The organism is Marinobacter sp. M-5 (assembly GCF_032911545.1).
GTDB lineage: Bacteria > Pseudomonadota > Gammaproteobacteria > Pseudomonadales > Oleiphilaceae > Marinobacter > Marinobacter goseongensis.
The window spans coordinates 880,171-901,246 of the sequence record NZ_JAWJEK010000001.1; the positions used below are offsets into that span (position 1 = coordinate 880,171).

General features: G+C 58.2%; 19 protein-coding genes. 4 read left to right on the forward strand and 15 right to left on the reverse strand.

The features are described 5' to 3' along the window. Positions 1–123: 123 nt before the first annotated feature. The gene (locus R0125_RS04040; RefSeq protein ID WP_248182905.1) at positions 124–675 is read left to right on the forward strand and encodes a zinc ribbon-containing protein; all 552 of its coding nucleotides are present in this window, start codon (positions 124–126) and stop codon (positions 673–675) included. 32 nt (positions 676–707) lie between these two features. Here R0125_RS04040 and lnt read toward each other — a convergent pair whose 3' ends face one another. The 5 genes from lnt to miaB form a co-directional block, all read right to left on the reverse strand. Further along, positions 708–2,255, reverse strand: a complete 1,548-nt coding sequence (gene lnt / locus R0125_RS04045) for an apolipoprotein N-acyltransferase (RefSeq protein ID WP_410797549.1) — start codon at positions 2,253–2,255, stop codon at positions 708–710. Then, positions 2,245–3,090 (reverse strand): HlyC/CorC family transporter, encoded by an 846-nt coding sequence (locus tag R0125_RS04050; protein WP_248182909.1) that lies wholly within the window; start codon positions 3,088–3,090, stop codon positions 2,245–2,247. The genes lnt and R0125_RS04050 overlap by 11 nt, the downstream gene beginning before the upstream one ends. Next, positions 3,087–3,560 (reverse strand): rRNA maturation RNase YbeY, encoded by a 474-nt coding sequence (gene ybeY, locus R0125_RS04055; RefSeq protein ID WP_317237225.1) that lies wholly within the window; start codon positions 3,558–3,560, stop codon positions 3,087–3,089. Before ybeY ends, R0125_RS04050 begins: the two co-directional genes overlap by 4 nt. Further along, entirely contained in the window at positions 3,557–4,540 is a 984-nt protein-coding gene (locus R0125_RS04060) for a PhoH family protein (RefSeq protein ID WP_317237226.1), read from the reverse strand. The genes ybeY and R0125_RS04060 overlap by 4 nt, the downstream gene beginning before the upstream one ends. A gap of 115 nt (positions 4,541–4,655) precedes the next feature. Further along, positions 4,656–6,002: a tRNA (N6-isopentenyl adenosine(37)-C2)-methylthiotransferase MiaB gene (miaB, locus tag R0125_RS04065; RefSeq protein ID WP_317237227.1), complete on the reverse strand. Its 1,347-nt coding sequence runs from the start codon at positions 6,000–6,002 to the stop codon at positions 4,656–4,658. A gap of 175 nt (positions 6,003–6,177) precedes the next feature. Between miaB and trmH the strand changes: the two genes are divergently transcribed. Then, positions 6,178–6,924 (forward strand): tRNA (guanosine(18)-2'-O)-methyltransferase TrmH, encoded by a 747-nt coding sequence (gene trmH, locus R0125_RS04070; RefSeq protein ID WP_317237228.1) that lies wholly within the window; start codon positions 6,178–6,180, stop codon positions 6,922–6,924. Positions 6,925–6,947: 23 nt separating this feature from the next. Here the strand turns inward: trmH and R0125_RS04075 are convergent, their stop codons facing one another. The 7 genes from R0125_RS04075 to R0125_RS04105 all read right to left on the reverse strand — a co-directional run bounded on the left by R0125_RS04075 (position 6,948) and on the right by R0125_RS04105 (position 14,559). Next, entirely contained in the window at positions 6,948–7,544 is a 597-nt protein-coding gene (locus R0125_RS04075; RefSeq protein WP_317237229.1) for a DUF2931 family protein, read from the reverse strand. Positions 7,545–7,581: 37 nt separating this feature from the next. Then, on the reverse strand, positions 7,582–8,187 hold the full coding sequence (locus tag R0125_RS04080) for a DUF2931 family protein (RefSeq protein ID WP_317237230.1): 606 nt from the start codon (positions 8,185–8,187) through the stop codon (positions 7,582–7,584). Continuing rightward, positions 8,187–10,256, reverse strand: a complete 2,070-nt coding sequence (locus R0125_RS04085; RefSeq protein ID WP_317237231.1) for a phospholipase effector Tle1 domain-containing protein — start codon at positions 10,254–10,256, stop codon at positions 8,187–8,189. Before R0125_RS04085 ends, R0125_RS04080 begins: the two co-directional genes overlap by 1 nt. Before the next feature lie 52 nt (positions 10,257–10,308). After that, entirely contained in the window at positions 10,309–11,322 is a 1,014-nt protein-coding gene (locus tag R0125_RS04090) for a nucleoid-associated protein (RefSeq protein WP_248182925.1), read from the reverse strand. Positions 11,323–11,419: 97 nt separating this feature from the next. After that, the gene (gene cysN / locus R0125_RS04095; RefSeq protein ID WP_317237234.1) at positions 11,420–13,078 is read right to left on the reverse strand and encodes a sulfate adenylyltransferase subunit CysN; all 1,659 of its coding nucleotides are present in this window, start codon (positions 13,076–13,078) and stop codon (positions 11,420–11,422) included. A 1-nt stretch (position 13,079) separates the two neighbouring features. Further along, positions 13,080–13,988 (reverse strand): sulfate adenylyltransferase subunit CysD, encoded by a 909-nt coding sequence (cysD, locus tag R0125_RS04100; protein WP_248182927.1) that lies wholly within the window; start codon positions 13,986–13,988, stop codon positions 13,080–13,082. 160 nt (positions 13,989–14,148) lie between these two features. Continuing rightward, positions 14,149–14,559, reverse strand: a complete 411-nt coding sequence (locus R0125_RS04105; RefSeq protein ID WP_248182928.1) for a PilZ domain-containing protein — start codon at positions 14,557–14,559, stop codon at positions 14,149–14,151. 270 nt (positions 14,560–14,829) lie between these two features. On the opposite strand from R0125_RS04105, the gene rimO reads away from it, so the two are divergent. Further along, positions 14,830–16,176 (forward strand): 30S ribosomal protein S12 methylthiotransferase RimO, encoded by a 1,347-nt coding sequence (gene rimO, locus R0125_RS04110; protein WP_248182929.1) that lies wholly within the window; start codon positions 14,830–14,832, stop codon positions 16,174–16,176. Positions 16,177–16,323: 147 nt separating this feature from the next. Here the strand turns inward: rimO and gatB are convergent, their stop codons facing one another. The 3 genes from gatB to gatC are packed head-to-tail and all read right to left on the reverse strand — an operon-like array spanning position 16,324 to position 19,592. After that, positions 16,324–17,775, reverse strand: a complete 1,452-nt coding sequence (gene gatB / locus R0125_RS04115) for an Asp-tRNA(Asn)/Glu-tRNA(Gln) amidotransferase subunit GatB (protein ID WP_317237235.1) — start codon at positions 17,773–17,775, stop codon at positions 16,324–16,326. Between the two features lie 21 nt (positions 17,776–17,796). Beyond that, complete coding sequence (gene gatA / locus R0125_RS04120; protein ID WP_248182932.1) at positions 17,797–19,254, reverse strand: Asp-tRNA(Asn)/Glu-tRNA(Gln) amidotransferase subunit GatA; 1,458 nt, start codon at positions 19,252–19,254, stop codon at positions 17,797–17,799. A gap of 50 nt (positions 19,255–19,304) precedes the next feature. Next, the gene (gene gatC / locus R0125_RS04125) at positions 19,305–19,592 is read right to left on the reverse strand and encodes an Asp-tRNA(Asn)/Glu-tRNA(Gln) amidotransferase subunit GatC (protein ID WP_248182934.1); all 288 of its coding nucleotides are present in this window, start codon (positions 19,590–19,592) and stop codon (positions 19,305–19,307) included. Between the two features lie 361 nt (positions 19,593–19,953). Here gatC and R0125_RS04130 point away from each other — a divergent pair, with 361 nt between their 5' ends. Further along, positions 19,954–20,994, forward strand: coding sequence for a rod shape-determining protein (locus R0125_RS04130; RefSeq protein ID WP_070973515.1), 1,041 nt, complete (start codon positions 19,954–19,956; stop codon positions 20,992–20,994). Positions 20,995–21,076 lie beyond the last annotated feature (82 nt).

Here is a 21,076-nt window from a genome sequence, read left to right on the forward strand (position 1 = left end):
ACATTCTAACGCACACAAGGACTAACAGGTAGTCTGCCAATTTGCGGAACCTGTGCCAGACTTAGAGCAGTGGCGCAGGTCGCCCTGGCTGCCAACGCCCCCCACGTTCAAAAGGAGTCACCGATGACCGAGACTGAGCGTAACCACCTGTCCGGGAAAGCACTGGAAGTTTATGACCGTATGCTGGCAAGGGTGCAAGCAGGCCTTAACGAGTTACAGGAGAAGTCGCTACAGACCCTGGACGAGGAGGTCCGCAAAGCCGTTGAGGTGGAGTACGAACTGGATGAGATGACACGGGAAGAGGCCGACCTGCTCGGTGATTACCTGCAGCGGGACTTGCAGCACTTGTTACACTTTGTCGATGAAACCGGCGAAGGGTTGAAGGAATGGCTGCAGCTGGACATCGCGCTGCTGGAGCACGAGCTGTCGGACCGGTTGCTGTCGGTGGCTGACCAGACCCTGGTGGATACCCTGGAGCTGAAACAGAAACTGGAAAATCAGGAGGTGGGCCACTACATCTCCGGGGAGGTGGCGACGGCCGGCATGTTCCAGTGCCTGAACTGCAACCACATGCGCTGCCTGACCGCGACCAGTCACCTGGAGCCCTGCGAGGCCTGTGGCTCCCACTACTACGAGCGGGTAACCAGTCGCTGGCCCCGCAACCAGCCAGACTGATCGTGGGTCGGAGCACGCGTCGCTAATCCAACCTACGGCTTGGGAATGATGCGCTCACGGACGAACACAATCAGGATGAGTGCCAGGGTCAGGACTGGCCAGGAGCCCGTTAGCATATAGGGCGTGTTACCGCTGGCGGCAAACACTTCACCCCGCAGCGTGCCGCGGGTGAACTGGGGGATCGACTCGCTGATCTGGCCATGCTGGTCAATCACCACCGTCATGCCGTTGTTGGTGCCCCGCAACATGTAGCGACCGGTTTCCAGCGCCCGCATGCGGGCAATCTGCAGATGTTGCAGCGGGCCGATGGAGTCGCCGAACCAGCCATCGTTGCTGATGGTCAGCAGCATGTCGGTGTTGCGGGCGTTACGGGCGACGAAGTCCGGATACGCCACCTCATAGCAGATGAAGGGCATGATGCGGTGGCCGTTGGCGATCAACGGGGGTTGGTTGGCAGGCCCCCGGCTGAAACTGGACATGGGTAGATCAAAGAAACCAATCAGCCCCCGCAGCCATTGTTGCAGCGGAACATACTCGCCGAACGGCACCAGTTTCTGCTTGTGGTACATGCCCTCGCCGTTGCCGATGGCCATGATGCTGTTATGGAACGTGAAATCCTCGATGCGATCGCTGAAGCCGTACCAGGGAATGCCGGTGATCAGCGTGCTGCGCTCGCCCAGTTCCTCGTCGATGTGGTCAATAATCTTGCCGGCGCTGTCCTGGGGAATGGGGATGGCGGTTTCCGGCCAGAGGATCAGATCGGTGTTCCAGTCCTCTTCAGTCAGGCCCAGATACACGATGATCTGATCCCGCAGGAAGTCCGGATCCCACTTGATTTGCTGGGGAATGTTGCCCTGCATGGAAGCGTAGGTGATGGGTTCATCACTGACCTGAGTCCACTCCACTTTGGAAAGAGCAGGCCCGGTAACCCAGGGCAGCAGGACGACCACAACAACCATTGCGGCGCTGGCGGTGCGCCGGTTCAGATACAGCCACCAGCACGCGAAGAATGCCACGCCGGTGATGGTGACCCAGAGCGTCACCCCATGCACGCCCACCAGGGGGGCGAAGGCGCCGAGCGGTCCGTCCACGTGGGCGGTGCCGAGGTAGAGCCATGGGAAGCCGGTCAGCAGCCAGCCCCGTACCCAGTCCCCAAGAATCCAGATGGCCGGGAACAGCAGCAGCCGCCGCACATAGCTTTCTTTCGCGAGTTTGCCCCAGCCCCAGAACGCCAGCCCGTGAAACAGGGCCAGCCCGGCAACAAAGACGACGGTCAGGAGAAGGGACACCGGAATGGAGGTGTTGCCATGTTCGCTGATGCTGATGTAGACCCAGCTGGCGCCACTGCCGAACAGCCCGAGGCCGGTAAGCCAGCCAGCGCGGAAGAGTTTCTGTGGCGCCAGCGGCACACAGGCCAGCAGAATCAGTGTCACCGATACCGGGCCGAGCCACCACCAGTGGAAGGGCGAGAACGTCAGGGTTTGCAGCCCGCCGGCCACCACCAGGGTGGCAATCAGCAGCCCGCGGTTCTCGGACAGGCGGGTATCGGGAATTCGGGCCTGGGTGTCGTTATTGCTCACTTCGGGTTACCTGCAGCAGACGGATGACTCGGTTATCAGCGTTCGCAATAGTAAATTGCAGCCCGCCAAATGCAACCGATTCGCCCCGTCTGGGCAGGTGACCGAATTCCTTCAGCACAACGCCACCAATGGTGTCGAACTCTTCTTCATCCAGTTCGGTCTTGAAAAACTCGTTGAAATCGTCAACCGGCGTGACGGCTTTGACGGCGTAGGTGCCATCACCGCGGGCCTTGATGTGCGTTTCCTCGTCGAAATCGTGCTCGTCCTCGATCTCGCCGACGATCTGCTCCAGCACGTCCTCGATGGTGATCAGGCCCGCTGTGCCACCGTATTCATCCACCACAATGGCCATGTGGTTGCGGTTTTCCTTGAACTCTTTCAGCAGCTGGTTCAAGCGCTTGCTTTCGGGCACGAATGTGGGTGGCCGGAGGATTTCGCGGGTGTGGTTCCAGTCCAGCTCATTGTTCAGAGCCAGCGGCAGCAGGTCTTTGGCGAGCAACACGCCGATAACATCGTCCTGGCTGTCGCCAATCACCGGAAATCGGCTGTGGGCGGATGACATGATTTCGCCGAGGAATTCTTTGGGGTCCTGAGCCGCCTTGACAGTGACCATCTGCGAGCGGGGGATCATGATCTCGTCCACCCGCATGTCGATGACCTGCATGGCGCCTTCGATGATGCTCATGGCATCGGCGTCGATAATCTCCTGGGATTCGGCATCCCGCAGGATTTCCAGCACGTCCTCTACGGACTCAGGCCCACTGGAAAAGGCCTGTGATATACGCTCCAGCCAGGACCTGTTGCCCTGACTGCGACTCGACTGATCGTCGCTCATGAGTCTTTTTCCGTTTCCTCTGATTCGTAAGGATTGCCATGTCCAAGCTGCTCCAGCAGCCGGATTTCGAGGGCTTCCATGACCTCGGCATCGTTGTCTTCAATGTGATCGTAACCCTGGAGATGCAGCATGCCATGCACCACCATGTGAGCCCAATGGGCCGCCAACGTTTTGTGCTGATCTTTGGCTTCTTTTTCAACGACTGGCGCGCAAATGACGAGATCACCGGCCAACGGAACTGTTATACCCGCTGGCGCCTCAAATGGGAAGGACAGCACATTGGTCGGGCCGCTTTTTCCCCGGTACTGGCTGTTCAGCTCGGCGCTCTCGTCAACGTCCACAATACGGATGGTCACTTCAGACGGATCGTCTCCCAGCCACGCCTTCCGGGCCCATTGCCCGAACGCCTCGTCCGCAGGGATTCCATCCGCGTCAGTCATACGCTGCAAATCTACTGTCAGCTCGCTCACTGGCCGCTTGAACTCCCGTCGTCAAAGGAGTCGTAGGCTTCAACAATGCGCTGCACCAACGGGTGACGAACCACATCTTTGGATTCAAACCGGGTAAAGCCGATCCCGGAGACCTCGCTGAGCACGCCAGCGGCGTGAATCAGGCCGGAGTTCTGTCCACGGGGCAGGTCCACCTGGGTGGTGTCACCGGTGATCACGGCGGTTGACCCGAAGCCGATGCGGGTCAGAAACATTTTCATCTGCTCGCGGGTGGTATTCTGGCTTTCGTCGAGGATGATGAACGAGTTGTTCAGCGTGCGCCCACGCATGAAGGCCAGCGGTGCAATCTCGATCACGCTTTTTTCGATCAATCGGGTAACCTGTTCGAAGCCCAGCATTTCATACAGGGCGTCATAGAGTGGCCGGAGGTAGGGGTCCACTTTCTGGGCCAGGTCGCCGGGCAGGAAGCCGAGCTTTTCGCCTGCCTCTACAGCCGGTCGAACCAGCAGGATGCGTTTGACCTGCTCATCTTTCAGCGCCTCCACCGCACAGGCCACCGCCAGCCAGGTCTTGCCGGTACCCGCCGGGCCAATCCCGAAGTTGATGTCGTGGGTGCGTATGCTGTGCACGTACTTCTGCTGGTTGGCACCACGGGGCTTGGCCTGCAGCTTCGGTGTCTTGATCACGGTGACCGAGCCATCGTAGGGAACGTCTTCGGGCAGCCGTTCGAAGCCGGTTTCGCGGATGAACAGGTGCACGGTGTCGGGCGAGATGTCTTCCGTGGCTTCGGTCTCGCGATACAGATGGCGGATAACTTCCACCGCCGCAGCAACATGCTCGGTCTCGCCTTCGACCCGGAAATGGTGGTTGCGCCGACCGATGTTGACCCGCATACGCCGCTCAATGTGCTTGATGTGCTCATCAAACTGGCCGCAAAGTGTGGTCAGCCGCCGCTGATCAACCGGGTGCAGGTCAAACTGTCTGGAATCGTTTTCTTTCAAAGGTGCTCCATTTTGTTTACTCCCCTGGTTTTTTACGGGAGCAGGTAGTTCGGGTGTTGGGGTAGGGCTGGTGCCTGGTGTTGTCTCCGCAACCCGGACGAATCCGACCGAGTCTTTAAAACAGTTCAGCGCCCACAGGAATGCCCCGAAGCGAGTTGGGATAAGCCTCAACAATCTCGACGTCGATAAAGTGCCCTACAATGCCCGGATTCTCATGCCGGAAATTCACGATCCGGTTGTTCTCGGTGCGGCCAGCGTAATCACCGGGGTCCTTTTTGGACAGGCCCGTCACCAGAATCCGCTGTGTTGACCCCACCATCTTGCGGCTGATATCCATCACATTCTGGTTCAGCCGGTCCTGCAGAATACTCAGGCGCTGTTTCTTCACCTCCATCGGCGTGTCATCCGGCAAGTCTGATGCTGGAGTTCCCGGGCGGGCGCTGTAGATGAAGCTGAAGGACATGTCGAAGCCAATGTCATTGATCAGCTTCATGGTGTCCTCGAAGTCTTTCTCGGTTTCCCCCGGGAACCCGATGATGAAATCCGAGGAGAAGCTGATGTCCGGGCGAATCTTGCGCAGGCGGCGGAGTTTGGACTTGTATTCCAGCGCGGTGTGGCCGCGTTTCATGGCCGCCAGGATGCGATCGGAACCGCTCTGAACCGGCAGATGCAGGTGGCTGACCAGTTCCGGTACCTGTTCGTACACGTCAATCATGGCGTCCGTGAACTCCACCGGATGCGAGGTGGTGTAGCGGATACGATCAATGCCATCGATGGCGGCGATCAGGGTGATCAGCTCGGCCAGGTCCATGGTGTCGCCATCGTGGGTTTCACCACGGAAGGCGTTCACATTCTGGCCCAACAGATTGACCTCGCGCACGCCCTGGCTTGCCAGGTGGGCCACTTCGGCCACCACATCATCGGCCGGGCGACTGACTTCTTCGCCCCGGGTGTAGGGCACAACGCAGAACGTACAGTATTTACTGCAGCCTTCCATGATAGAGACAAACGCGGAGGGGCCGTCCGCACCCGGTTCCGGCAGGTTGTCGAATTTCTCGATCTCCGGGAAGCTGACATCCACCACGCCAACGCCGTTTCCCTTGGCGCGCACCTCGGTAATCATATCCGGCAGGCGGTGCAGAGTCTGGGGGCCGAATACCATGTCCACGTAGGGCGCCCGGTCCAGAATTGCCTGGCCCTCCTGGCTGGCTACGCAGCCGCCCACCCCGATGATCATGTCCGGCTTTTTGCTTTTGAGCTTTTTCCAGCGGCCAAGCTGGTGAAACACCTTCTCCTGGGCTTTCTCGCGAATGGAGCAGGTGTTCAGCAGCAGGATGTCGGCGTCGTCGGGCGTGTCCGTCATTTCAACGGTGTCGCCAGTCTTGAGCAGGTCTGCCATGCGGGCGGAGTCATACTCGTTCATCTGGCAGCCGTGGGTTTTGATGTACAGCTTCTTGGCCATGGTTCTCACGTAATCTGATGGATGGTGCGCCGGGCCTGGACAGGTAATCAGAGGCGCTAGCAAAAAAGGAACTGGTCATTATAACGGGGTGATCAATCTGCAACCACCATTGTCTCGGCTTGTTGCTAGATGGGCTGTGGTATTATGCGGTTTTTTGACCAATTCGATACAGCTCATGACTCCCGAACGCCTTGCCCGAATCAAGCAAACCCTGAACACCCGTCAACCGGATCTCCGTGTTCTCACCGATCAGGTCCACAAGCCCAGAAACCTGTCGGCGATCATCCGCTCCTGCGATGCCTTCGGCCTCGCCAACATGCACACCGTCTGGCCCCGGGAAGGCTTCCGAGCCTTCCGCAAGACCGCAGGCGGAAGCTACACCTGGGTGACTACCCATACTCACCGGACCATGGACGACGCGGTCACAGCGCTGAAAGGGCAGGGCCACAAGCTCTATGCCGCGCAACTTTCTGACCGCGCCATCGATTACCGGGAGGCGGACTTTACGGTTCCGTGCACCATTATTCTCGGCAACGAAGTGGACGGCGTCAGCGCCGATGCAGCGGACCAGGCGGACGAGCACATCGTGATTCCGATGATGGGCATGGTCGAGTCCCTGAATGTCTCCGCCGCCTGCGCGATTATCCTGGCCGAGGCCCAGCGCCAGCGCAAAGCGGCAGGGCTCTATAATGAGCGTCGCCTACCGGACGATGAATATAACCGCCTGCTGTTCTGCTGGTGCCAGCCCACTGTGAAACGCTACTGCGATGATCGCAACCTGCCGTACCCACCGATAGACCCGGACACCGGCGAGCTCGTTGATGGGGTCGGCTGGATGCAGGGCGTGCGCGAACTGCGCAAGAACCGCCCCCGCTGGGATGATCATCGGAAAGCCGCGGCCGAGGAAATGGATCAGGACTGATCCGATTCCTTGGGGCTCTCGGTTTACCACTTGTCCAGTTGTAGGCCGTTTTCTTTGAGGTAGTCACCGTGAGCTTTCAAGTATTGCTCGGTTCCCACTTTAAAATCGTCAGGATTTCCGGCGATTTCAGATGCCTGAGTTCGCAAGACCTCTATCTCATTGCCGCGCTGATTGAGAATCCATCCGACCACCTTACCACCGGGCGCGAGCCCAAGGATCAGCGTGTGTCGGACATCTTCAAAGCTTCCCTCTGAGCCATAAACCACAGTCTTGGCTCGCATCCGTTCCAACAGGTCGGGTGACAGCGTTATGAGTTTTGCAAAGTGCTTTTGCTCCGCAAAAGAGAACCAGGTTAAGAAAATTATCTCCGGAAACGGATCGACCTTTGATCCTTTTCCTCGGGGCCCTACGTCACCTTTCCAGCAGCATTCAACGCTCCCAACGGGTTGCCGCCAACTTCTTTCTCCCGGCTTTTCCATCTGCAATTCCGTCACCCAAACGGGGTAATTCTCAGGGGCGCCAACGGCTACTCTCCAGTATTCTTCTTTGCTAGTTGCTGCGCATCCTGTAAGCGTACGGAGCGTCATGATACAAACGATGAATTGAACTAATGCGTGCATTTAACCTCCATGTTTGAATACATCAGAAGCCCCCGGCTCACCATCTGTCCAGTTGTAAGCCGTTTTCTTTGAGGTAGTCACCGTGCTGTTCGAGATACTCCTCAGTTCTCTTCTCGAAGTGCGAGGGGTCCCCTTCAACAGTCCCGGATTGCATGCGCATCACTTCGATCTCATTGCCACCTTGATTGAGAATCCACATAACGATGGTTCCACCGGGCGCCAGCCCGATCGTCAGTGTGTGTCTCGGCACCAAGCGAGTATCAACGTTTGTGATCTGCGGAGCTGGTTCACGCATGCGCTCGGACAAGTTTTCCGGAACATGAATCATATGGGCGTAAAATTTTTGCTCGGCAAAAGAAAACCAATGCAAAAAGATCAGTTCTGGGAATGGGTCAGCCATCGAACCCGTTCCACTGGGGCCCGACGGTCCTTGCCAGCAGCACCCAACACTTCCAATCGGCTGTCGCCAGCCTCGCTCGCCGCTTTTTTCAAGGAACATGTCCAGTACCCAAACGTTGTAGTGCTTGGGCGCTCCCACTGTAACGAGCCTGAAATCGTCTTGATTGTAATAGGGGACGGATGCGCAGCCTTGAGCTGTGAGTAAAAAAATAAAAAGTGAGATTCTCATACAGAAAAAGTGCATTAAACTGACCCCGAGTTCGGATGTACCAATCTGTCTCTGTCAGACGAGGGAATGTTTGGTCGCATATTGCGGAAAAGCTCTAGTCTCGCCGGGCGGCCAGCGATGAGAGTCTCCAGGCTATTGTAGTGGGCAGAGAAATGAACGTACTTTTGCTTGATTAATTGCATCTGGTCCCCGTGAAGTGTTGGCTGGTCCTTACCCTCTGAAATTTGCGAATCAAGCGATTTGTGGATGGGGTTAAGCTCTTTTGGAATGCTGAGAGCTGGATCTGCCTGATCAATCGCATTTAGTGGCACGTCAGCTTTTGAAGCCAGTGCGTGCATGATGCGCAATGTAACTCGTGAGTATTCGGCGTTGATTTCCCTGACCATTTCTAACGCAATCTCAGTATGACCGTCGGGAGATGGGTGGGCACGATGTCTCAGAATAATTTCCAATAAAGGTTCAACACCCTGGCTCGCCGTGCGGGAGTCGCCTGTTCTGTGCGCGGAACTATACTTCCCTATCCAGCCCTCCTCTTCGATCTTCTTTCTCAAGGATTCGAGGTTATCCCACTGAACTGTTTGTTCCGGCCATTTATGACGGTTTCGCGGGATCGGGTAAAACGGACTGATAAGAACTTTTTCCTGCATGATGTCGGGGTATCCGCCCCCTATATCTGAGTGAGCTCCGGGAAGTTCGATCTCGCGAAAGTTATCTGGCATAGACCTATCGATATTTTGGAGGCTGTTCAGAGCAAACAGTTTTCGGTGTTCATGGCGTGCAGTTAAGTGAATCGCACGCGTAACTTTCTTCGGATCCAAAAATAACTCAACCGGATGATTTTTGTTGTTGCTTGCAGAAAGGTCGCCGGCGATTGGATTGACAATCGCCGCAACGCAATCAAATAAACCGACAAATCGAGTCTCAATTTGCTCGGGGGGATTTGCGCCGCCTCTTTTTAGTAGTTTTACGAATAACCCGTTTTGCCCCAGGCTTATCTCGTGGGCAGCATGCCTCGCTGCTGCCGCTCCTCTGCTGAATCCGAATATATCGACGCTCAACGAACTGATTGTCTTGCCTCGTAAGCGCGCCAGCAGGAGGTTAGAGGCAACTTTAAATGCTCGCTCTACTTGCATGATGACTCCAGTGTCACCTATTCCGGTTGCCGCACCGAAAACAGAGTCACTATCACCCGTTTTCGAGCCTGGGCCCGGCGCATAGGCCCTGACGCGGATCGTTTTGCCATTGTGATGCGAGGTCTCGCCCTCTGCGTACAGATTGGAGAGTTTTGCGATATTGCTTGGCGCGTTGGCGTAGCTTGTCCCCATCAGCAACCCCAAGCGTCGCTCACACTCTTCCTGATCAATCTCATTGTTCTCGAACGGAGTCAGGCATTCCCTGTCGACGATGTCTTCCATCTGCTGACTGTTAAACGCATTATTCAACGTCCCATCAGTAAAGATGCCCACCTCAACATGAATCTCCGGCTCTTCCGCTTTCTCCGGCACCCGACCGGACTCGTTGGCGAGTTTTATGCCGGCCAGGGTGGTGGCCATGACAGAGGCGGAAGTGGCGCTGGTTTCGGTTCGGGCTGGGCTCGGGTCACGTGAGGGCGCGCGTTCGGCGGCTGGGCTGCTAGCGCCCGGAAGGGGGCCGCGCCTGACGTCGTCCGGTGTCAGTTGTCGATGGTTCAGTTCCTGCAGGGCATAGCCAAGGCCGAAGGGCAGTGGTGACGACGGTTTCCATTCGCCGCCGGCCGGCAGTTCCGGGTTGTCACGCCAGTCAATCACCGGGGATAGCGGCCCCGGATCGAACGGGCCGTGGACCAGGAACAGATCGCCGTCCGCGACTTGCCTGGTGGCCAGGGTTGGCAGTGGCTCCCGACTGTCTGGGCGAACTCGCAGAAGGGCTCTCAGTTCCACGCCGGAGAGGCGTCCGGAGCTGATGAGCTGACCGACTTCCGCGGCGGCGAGGAAAGGGTTTTCTATTCGGGGGAGATCATACGGGGTCAATTCCATTGACCGTTTCAATTGCATCGTCACCGCTCCTTGCTGACGTTTCTTGATTTGTTCGGGCCCGGCAAGCATAGCGGAATCCCGCGAAACGTGACTTGTCCCTGTCACATTTCAGGATCGAATTCTAGCTGCGATCTTCCAGGTAGCGCTGCAACTGCTCGCGCAGGGCTTTGGGAAGCCTGGTGATGGTCAGTGCGTCTTTGTCCTTGTCGTAATAGATGGCCTGGTTCACCAGGTCGGAAGAGAAGGACACGCTCATGCCGCCACCGGATCCCGCAATGCGGACCAGCTTCTTCACCTTGCGATGATCCGGGTGCAGTACGCCGCTTTCTGGAAGCTCGGCGGTCTGGGACGCGAAATCCTTGAAGCGCTGGGGCTGGTTCTCGTCCAGATAACCGGAGAGCGCCTCAATGGCGACCGGTTCGCCCAGTGCGTGCTGTTCCTTGCAGAATTCGTAGGCGCGGGCACGTACCTTGCCGGCTTCTTCCGGCTCAGAGGATTTCGCGAAAGCTTCCACCGCGTCCAGAAACGTGAGGGTTTCCTTTTCCACGTCAACCTGGTTGGTGAAGCCGCACAACTTGATGAACAGGTCGCCGCCTTCACCGGTGCCGCGGGAATGAACCAGGGTCAGGTAGTTCTCACCGGGATTTTCTCCACGCCAGTCGTCCAGTTCGATGCGCACCGCCAGGTTCAGGCGTGACAGGCTGAGGATATCGGTAGCGTCGAGGGTCTGTTTGGCGTCAAAGCGCATGGCGCTGTCGTTTTCCATCACCAGCAGGTAGACCACTTCGGAGTCCGCCAGGGCTTCGTGCACGATCATCAGATGCCCCTCGAATTCCTCCTGGGCGCCGTTCAGAAGTTCCTGCCATTGCCCGAACAGGCGGTCGGTGAGGGCGGTAAAGGACTGTTTGTCCTCGAGGTAATCCTTCAGCCAGCTGCTGAACGGACTTTCGCCGATATCGTCGGAAAAGCGGCCGTATTTCTTGCCCGGCTTGGTGTTGAACAGGCGCTTCATCTGCTTGTGAAGACCCTCATAGTCGCCACCTGGCTCAGACAGGACCTCGCCGGGGCGAATCCGTGCCGGTTGTCCGGGCTGATACTGGCTGGCGAAAAGAGTGCGAAGCTGCTTGATGGCCATGAAATCGCTTTTCCCTGGTTAATAAAAAAACAAAGCCCTGAGGGCTGACCTTCAGGGCTTGGCATTGTACCGATTTTCGGGGCGCTGAGCCCAGACGTTATATCCGCTTGCTGCGAACCAGATCCTGCACCAACTCATTTACGGCAGCGGGGATGTCCTGATCGCTGTCAGCGAATACCGCGGCGTTCGCCACATCGGTGCCCAGATTCACTGCAATGGCGATCAGGCCGTTGGCAGAGAGCAACTGGGCGGTACGGCGCCGGTCATCCGGGCCACCGGCGTTGTCCTCGCTGAGCACCACGGTGGTCTTGCCCTGATCAAACAGTGCGCGTTCCACCGCCAGCGCGAGGGCCTGGGCCTGCTTGCCGCTGCAGGCAATGATGGCCGGTTTCTGAGCCAGGCGGCGTGCCCGCTCATCCATGCTGACCGGTTCGAGAGATTCCACGTCACTGGCGGTACCGGCGATCATGCCCGCGCCCACCGTGACGTTGCTCAAACGGTCAATGACGATAAAACTGCCCGTAGCATGATTGCGCGGGTAGGCATCGAAGGCCACCGGCTGGCTCAGGGTCAGTTCGCACAGGCCGATCTCATTCAGTTCCAGAGCCGCCGGGTTGGCGTTCTGATCCAGCGTGTTTACGTCGGTCTGGTGGTGGATCTTCTTGACCGTACCGGAGGTGAACGTCGGGCCCAGCTTGATGTCGTAAAGGCGTCCGGTTTCCAGCGGTGCATCGGTCATCCACACGATGTTGGCGTTGAAGCGGTTGCCCACTTCCGGCTCGTCTTCGGCCTTGACCAGCATGTCACCACGACTGACGTCGATCTCATCGGTCAGCGTCAGGGTGACGGCCTGGTCGATGTAGGCCTCTTCAACGTTGCCTTCAAAGGTGACGATTTCCTTCACGGTACTGGTGCGACGCGAGGGCAGGGCCATCACTTTGTCACCCGGGCGGACAACGCCGGAGGCAACGGTACCGCAGAATCCCCGGAAATCGAGGTTGGGACGATTAACAAACTGCACCGGGAAGCGGAAATGCTCCAGATCCTTGTCGCGGGAGACTTCCACTGTTTCCAGAATTTCCATCAGCGGTTGGCCAGTGAACCAAGGCGTGCTTTCACTCCGGTTGACCACGTTGTCGCCTTCCAGGGCCGAGATCGGCACGAAACGGATATCCTTCAGGCCGAGCTTGGTGGCAAAGGCCAGGTATTCGTCCTTGATTTCGTTGAAACGCTCCTCGCTGAAATCCACCAGGTCCATCTTGTTGACGGCCACGACAATGTGGCGAATGCCCAGCAGCGAGGCGATGAAGGAGTGCCTGCGGGTCTGGGTCAGCACACCGTGACGGGCATCGATCATCAGGATCGCTACTTGCGCGGTCGAGGCGCCGGTGGCCATGTTGCGGGTGTACTGCTCATGACCCGGTGTATCGGCAATGATGAACTTGCGCTTGTCGGTGGAGAAATAGCGGTAGGCTACATCAATGGTGATGCCCTGCTCGCGTTCTGCCTGCAGGCCGTCCACCAGCAGCGCCAGGTCGAGCTTCTCACCGGTGGTGCCCATCTTCGCACTGTCGGTTTTCAGGCTGGCCATATGATCTTCATAGATCATCTTGGTGTCGTGGAGCAGGCGACCGATCAGGGTGCTCTTGCCATCATCAACACTGCCGCAGGTCAGTAGACGCAGCAGTTCCTTGTTCTCGTGTTGCTTCAGGTAGGCCTGAATGTCTTCGGCGATCAGATCAGACTGGTGTGACATCTTAGAAGTACCCTTCCCGCTTTTTCTGTTCCATGGAGCCGGCTGAATCGTGGTCGATCACGCGACCCTGACGCTCGGAGCTGGTGGCCAGCAGCATTTCCTGAATGATGTCAGGCAGCGTGGTGGCCTCAGACTCGATCGCGCCGGTGAGGGGATAGCAGCCCAGGGTGCGGAAGCGGATGGATTTCATCATCGGCTTTTCGCCTTCCTTCAGAGGCATGCGATCGTCGTCCACCATGATCAGCGTGCCGTCCCGTTCAACCACGGGGCGCACAGCGGAGTAGTACAGGGGAACAATCTCGATGTTTTCAAGGTAGATGTACTGCCAGATATCCAGCTCGGTCCAGTTGGAGAGCGGGAATACGCGGATGCTTTCGCCCTTGTTGATCTTGCCGTTGTAGGTGTTCCAGAGTTCCGGCCGCTGGTTCTTGGGATCCCAGCGATGGTATTCGTCACGGAAGGAGTACACGCGCTCTTTGGCGCGGGATTTCTCTTCGTCCCGACGGGCGCCACCGAAGGCGGCATCGAATTTATACTTGTCCAGGGCCTGCTTCAGGGACTGGGTTTTCATCACATCGGTATGCTTGGCGCTGCCGTGGGTGAACGGACCGATACCCTGTTTGATGCCATCCTCGTTCTTATGAACGATCAGGTCCAGACCGTATTCCTTCACCTTGCGGTCGCGGAAGTCGATCATGTCCCGGAACTTCCAGGTGGTGTCCACGTGCATCAGGGGAAACGGTGGCGTGCCGGGGTAGAACGCCTTCCTCGCCAGATGCAGCATGACCGCGGAGTCCTTGCCGATGGAGTAGAGCATCACCGGGTTGTCGAACTCAGCCGCGACCTCCCGAATGATGTGGATGCTTTCAGCTTCCAGCTGCTTGAGATGGGTCAGGTTGTATGTGGTCATTATACTCTGTTGCCGCCTTGCGAACCGAATGGGCTTTGCGTGTGAATAGCGCAATCATACCAGAGGCGATTAGGGTATAAGAAGGTGTCCAACTAGAGTTTGGTGCTATAAGAATATATCGGGAGCATGTTCGCGGTTCTATGCAACCAGAGCCGGGACCTCAGGACAGGGACGCGGCGGACGACAGCAGGGTACTGACGTACCGATCCACGTAATCGTACCCGTTACCCTCGAATTCGGCGAACTGGATGCCCACCTGATACTCGTCGCGCGCAATGCGGCGCATGTGAACGATGTTGCCGTCAGCGATCACCGCCACAGGCTGAGTCGCCACTACGGGCACGGAGAACCGCGCTTTTACCGGAATCCAGCTGCCTGGGACCGGGGCTTTCTGGCCGGGCACCAGCTCTTTCACCAGCTCCTGGCTGCACGAAATCATCAGGCCAGTGCGAGAGAGGTTTGAAATCGTGCAGTCGAGACAGCAGCCGTCGTGTCTCTCGATCGTGACTTGAGTCGAGACATCGACGCGTTGTTGATTGCGTAGATTCGATTTTACGGCAACTGTTTTCATTCTGGCTCTTCTGATTCGGTCGTTTTCAGCTATAACCAACTGAAAGTCTAGTTGTTTAATTAGTGATCAGCAAGATGCCTGTCGCCGTTAGTGGCAGTTTTATGAAGAATTTGTGAACGTTCCGTCAAAAATCAAAGTTCACTGCAGGCGAGTTCGCAAGCGCTGATGGCGCTTTTCCCCTGGTTTTGCTTCAGGCCCCGGGCGGGCTGGGGTAAACTGTCTACCTTAATTCATCGGTGGGCATCACGCCCCAGGACTCCGAACGCGTTTATGACAGATCACCCCCAAACCCCAGTCACCGGCAACGGCAAAGTCGGCTTCATCAGCCTTGGATGTCCCAAGGCCCTGGTCGATTCCGAGCGTATCCTCACCCAGCTCAGGCTCGACGGCTACGACGTTGTTCCAACCTACAACGACGCCGACATTGTGGTGGTTAACACCTGCGGGTTCATAGACGCGGCCAAGCAGGAATCCCTCGACGCCATCGGCGAGGCTATCAACGAAAACGGCAAAGTGATCGTCACCGGGTGCATGGGTGTTGAGGCAGACAAGATCCGCGAGACCCATCCCGGGGTTCTGGCGGTGTCCGGCCCCCATGCTTATGAAGAGGTAGTTGGTGCGGTTCACCAGTTCGTGCCGCCCAGGCGCGAGCACGACCCGTTCACTGATCTGGTCCCGCCCCAGGGCGTGAAACTGACCCCGCGGCACTATGCCTACCTCAAGATTTCCGAGGGCTGCAATCACCGTTGCACCTTCTGCATCATCCCGTCCATGCGCGGCGATCTGGTGAGCCGCCCCATCGGTGATGTCATGGACGAGGCCCAGCGCCTGGTGGATGCCGGGGTCAAAGAGCTGCTGGTGATCTCCCAGGACACCTCAGCCTACGGCGTGGACACCAAATACCGCACCGGTTTCTGGCAGGGCCGGCCGCTGAAAACCAAAATGCAGTCGCTGTGTGAAGCGCTGGGTGAGATGGGTGTGTGGGTGCGTTTGCACTATGTTTACCCGTATCCCCACGTGGATGATGTGATTCCGCTGATGGCAGAAGGCAAGATCCTGCCGTACCTGGACATCCCGTTCCAGCACGCCAGCCCGAAAGTGCTCAAGGCCATGAAGCGCCCGGCCCATGACAGCAAGACTCTGGACCGCATCCGCAAGTGGCGTGAGATCTGCCCCGAGCTGACCATCCGCTCCACCTTCATTGTCGGCTTCCCGGGCGAAACCGAGGAAGACTTCCAGTATTTGCTGGACTGGTTGGACGAGGCGCAACTGGACCGCGTGGGGGCGTTCAAATACAGCCCGGTGGAAGGTGCCAAGGCCAACGAGATCGAAGGTGCAGTGCCTGAGGAAGTAAAAGAAGAGCGCCTGGCCCGGTTCATGGAGAAGCAGGCCGAGATTTCAGCCGCTCGCCTGCAGGCCAAGATTGGCAAGACCATTGATGTGCTGATTGACGAGGTGGACGAAGAAGGTGCCATTGGCCGTTCGAAGGCGGATGCGCCGGAGATTGACGGCATGGTTTACCTCAACGACGAGACCGATCTGGTGCCTGGGCAGATGGTTCAGGTGGTTGTTGAGCATGCGGATGAGCATGATCTATGGGGTCGGCTTGTCGGGTAGCTTCTGACCTGGGCTCCTGGCCTGTTTGCTTCGGGGAGGGGCAGCAAACACACCCTTCGGTCTTCGCAGTTATAGTCCAGCCAAGGCCCTCCCGCAAAACAAACAGGCTGGGTCCGTGCCGTGAACGCAAGACCCAGGCCGAACCACTTACCCCCCGAGCTTCTTAACCAGAATCTCGTTAAACAGCTTCGGATTCCCCTGTCCCTTGGACGCCTTCATCAGTGGGCCCATAAACCCGCCGAGCATCTTCTTGCGCTTCTTGGGATCGTCCTCGTTCTGGTATTGAGCCACCTGATCCGGCATGCCAGCGAGCACTTCATCGACCATCGACTCCAGCGCGCCGGTGTCGGATACCTGCTTCAGTCCCTTGGCATCGATGATGGCGTCAACGTTGTCATTTTCACCGGACCAGAGGGCTTCAAACACCTTCTTCGCGCCGGCGGAGGAAATCGTGTTGTCGGCAATGCGCACCACCAGGTCGCCGAGCTGAGCGCCGGTAATGGGGGATTCGGCGACCGATTTCTCCTCGGCATTCAGCCGTGCGGAGAATTCACCCTGAATCCAGTTGGATGTCAGTTTGGCGTCTTTACCGTGGCTGACCGCTTCCTCGAAGAACGCCGCAAGTTTCGAATCGCCGGCGAGCAGGCCTGCGTCGTAGTCGTTGAGGCCGTAATGCTCCATGAAGCGCGCCTTGCGTGCGTCCGGCAGTTCCGGAAGGCTGTTGCGGGCCTCCTCAATGAACGATTCGTCGATTTCCACCGGCAACAGGTCGGGGCAGGGGAAATAGCGGTAATCGTTGGCTTCTTCCTTGGTCCGCATGGAGCGGGATTCGTCCCGGTCCCCGTTGTACAGGCGGGTTTCCTGAATAATCGTGCCGCCGTCCTCGAGGATGTCCATCTGCCGTTCCACTTCATGGGCGATGGCCTGCTCCATGAAGCGGAAGGAGTTCAGGTTCTTGGTTTCGGTGCGGGTGCCCAGAGTGTCGGAGCCTTTGGGCTTGAGTGAAATGTTCACATCAAAACGCATGGAGCCCTGGGACATGTCGCCGTCGCAGATGCCCAGCGAGGTCACGATGCCGTGCAGCTTTTTAGCAAATGCTACCGCTTCTTCCGCGTTGGTCATGTCCGGTTCTGTGACCACCTCGATCAGCGGAGTGCCGGCGCGGTTCAGGTCGATACCGGTCATGCCGTGGAAGTCTTCGTGCAGGGATTTTCCCGCGTCCTCTTCCAGGTGGGCGTGGTGAATGCGCACCCGCTTGGTTTTGCCGCCGGCCAGGTCCAGGTCGACGTAGCCCGGGCCGACAATGGGGCGCTCCAGCTGGGTGGTCTGGTAGCCCTTGGGCAGGTCCGGATAAAAGTAATTCTTGCGCTCGAACACCGAGCGCCGTTCGATGTCGGCGTTGACCGCCAGACCGAACATCACCGCGTAGCGGAATGCCTGCTCGTTCGGAACCGGTAAGGTGCCCGGCATGGCCAGGTCAACGGCGCTGGCCTGGGTGTTGGGCTCGGCGCCGTAGGCGGTGCTCGAGCCGGAAAAGATCTTGGTCTTGGTGGCGAGCTGAACGTGGATTTCCAGCCCGATCACAATGTCCCACTGCATACTCATTCTCCTGTCTCGGGCTTATTGCGCTTCACGCTGGTGCCAGTCGGTTGCCTGCTGGAATAGGTGGGCGGCGTTCAGCAAGCGGGCTTCGGAGAAATAATCCCCGATCATCTGCAGTCCCACCGGCAGGCCGTCTACAAAGCCGGCCGGCACCGACATGGCCGGTACGCCCGCCAGGTTGACGGCGATGGTGAACACATCTTCCAGGTACATGGTGACCGGATCGTTGGTCTTCTCACCCTGAATGAACGCCGGAGATGGCGTGGTCGGGCTCATCAGTACGTCCACGTCCTTGAAGGCGTTGACGAAATCCTGCTGGATCAGGCGGCGAACCTTCTGTGCCTTGAGGTAATAAGCATCGAAGTAACCGGCGGACAGGGCGTAGGTGCCCACCAGAATCCGTCGCTTCACCTCGGCGCCAAAGCCCTCGGCCCGGGTGCGGGTGTACATATCCATGAGGTCTTTCGGATCGGCACAGCGGTAGCCATAGCGGGCGCCGTCAAACCGCGACAGGTTGGCGGAGGCTTCCGCCGGCGCGATCACGTAATAGGCGGCAATCGCCAGTCGGGCGTTCGGCAACGACACTTCTTTAACTGTCGCGCCGAGCTTTTCGTATTCCTTCACCGCGTTGCGAACCTGTTGTTCCATCGCCGGGCTCAGCTGGTCACTGAAATACTCTTTCGGCAGCCCGATGCGCAGGCCTTTCAAAGGCTCGTTCAGGGTGGCGGTGTAATCCGGCACCTCACGGTCCACCGAGGTGGAATCCTTCGGGTCATAGCCGGCCATCACATTCAGCATCAGCGCGTTGTCTTCAGCGGTGCGCGCCATGGTGCCGCCCTGGTCCAGGCTGGAGGCGAAGGCGATCATGCCGTAGCGGGAAACGCGGCCATAGGTGGGCTTCAGGCCGGTAATGCCACACAGTGCCGCCGGCTGGCGGATGGAACCGCCGGTGTCTGTTGCCGTCGCCGCTGGCACCAGCCGCGCCGCCACCGCCGCGGCAGAACCGCCAGAAGAGCCGCCCGGAACCCGTTTATCGCCCTGGCTCAGCCCCCAGGGGTTGGTGGTTGCGCCAAAGTAGCTGGACTCGGTGGACGACCCCATGGCGAATTCGTCCATATTGGTCTTGCCCAGGCAAACGGCACCGGCGTTGCGGAAGTTTTCCGTGACCGTGGCGTCGTAGGGCGGAACGAAGTTCTCGAGCATCTTTGAGCCGCAGGTGGTGCGCACGCCGGTGGTGCAGAAAATGTCCTTGTGGGCAAACGGCACCCCGGTCCAGAGAGTGGCATTGCCCGCCGCCCGTTGCTCGTCCGCCGCTTTGGCGTCCGCCAGGGCCTGCTCTTCAGTGACCGTAATAAAACTGTTGAACTGACCGTCTTCGCGCTTGATGCGGTCAAGAAACTGCTGGGTGAGCTCTACACTGGAAATCTTGCCGCTTTCCAGTTCCCGGGAGAGCTCTGCTACCGATTTGTTATGCATGTTACGTCCTGCTTGAGTCGCTGTTCGTCCGATCACTCAGTTGTCTTTGCTTACTCGATGACCCGAGGCACAAGGTACAGGCCGTTCTCGGTCGCCGGCGCTATGGCCTGGAAGGCCTCCCGTTGGTTGGACTCCGTCACCTCATCTGCGCGCAGGCGCTGCACTGCATCCAGGGGGTGAGCCAGGGGCTCCACGTTGGCAGTGTCCGCTGCTGCCAGCTGGTCAACCAGGTCCAGGATATTACCCAGATCTTTCTCAAGCGCCGACACCTGCTCTTCGTCCACGCGAATGCGGGCGAGCACGGCGACTTTCTCAATGTCCTTGCGGGAAATGGTCACATTGCCTCCCAGGGTAGGTGAAATTTCAGTAACTTAAGTTGAGCGCAACTCAGAGTTTGGGAGCTGCCGGTAATCACCTTTCCGAAACTGTGCGGAGCCAGGGATGGCGGAGCCCAAGCGCACAGGGACGTATTCACAGCGTGTTTCGGAAAGGTGATTCCCGGCGGCTCGTGCGCCGACAGTCAAAATAAAGGCGATATGGTAACAGATTCCGACATCAGCGGGAGGGTGTAGGTTTTTGTGGCAAAGTGTTAACTGACAGGCTCAGGGCCCGATCGTGCCTTGCCTGCAGGGGTGCTCACTGCTAAAGTTGCCGCATCTTTTCTGCGACTGCAACTCTCAGGTTGAAACTACACGAATGTTGATCAAAAGACTCCGAGGCTTATTCTCAAGCGACCTGTCCATCGACCTGGGCACCGCCAACACCCTTATTTACGTGCGCGAGCGCGGAATTGTGCTGAATGAGCCTTCTGTTGTGGCCATTCGCACCAGTGGTTCCCAGAAGATGGTGGCTGCAGTCGGCGCCGAAGCCAAGCGCATGCTGGGACGCACCCCGGGGAACATTACCGCCATCCGCCCGATGAAAGACGGCGTGATCGCCGACTTCGTGGTCACCGAGAAAATGCTCCAGCACTTTATTCACAAAGTGCACGAGAACAGCTTTATTACACCGAGCCCACGAGTACTGGTGTGCGTGCCGAGTAAGTCCACTCAGGTAGAGCGCAAGGCCATCCGCGAGTCAGCTCTTGGTGCCGGCGCCCGTGAAGTGTTCCTCATCGAAGAGCCTATGGCCGCCGCTATTGGCGCTGGCCTGCCGGTCGAGGAAGCCAGCGGCTCCATGATCGTCGACATTGGCGGTGGCACCACCGAAATCGCCATTATCTCCCTGAACGGCATTGTTTACGCTGAATCCGTGCGGGTAGGGGGTGACAAGTTTGACGAAGCCATCGTGACCTATGTGCGTCGCAATTATGGCAGTCTGATCGGCGATTCCACCGCCGAGCGCATCAAGCACGAGATCGGCTGCGCCTACGAAGGCCTCGAAATCCGTGAAATCGACGTGCGCGGCCGCAACCTGGCGGAAGGTGTTCCCCGAGCCTTCACCCTGAACAGTGAGGAAATCCTCGACGCCCTGCAGGAATCCCTGGCTCAGATCGTTCAGACGGTAAAGAGCGCGCTGGAACAGTCCCCACCGGAACTCGCTTCCGACATCGCCGAGCGCGGCATTGTGCTGACCGGTGGTGGCGCCTTGCTCCGCGGGCTGGACAAGCTGATCAGCGAGGAAACCGGGCTACCGGTGATCATTGCTGAAGATCCGCTGACCTGCGTCGCCCGCGGCGGCGGCAAGGCTCTGGAAGTGATCGATCGTGGCGGAATCGGAATGTTCTCCCAGGAGGGGTAAAACCGTGGTACTGGCATTACGCCTGACGTTACTCCGGCCAGGGCCCCTCCGCCCCCGACCGCCGCAAGTGGACCTCCGCTGC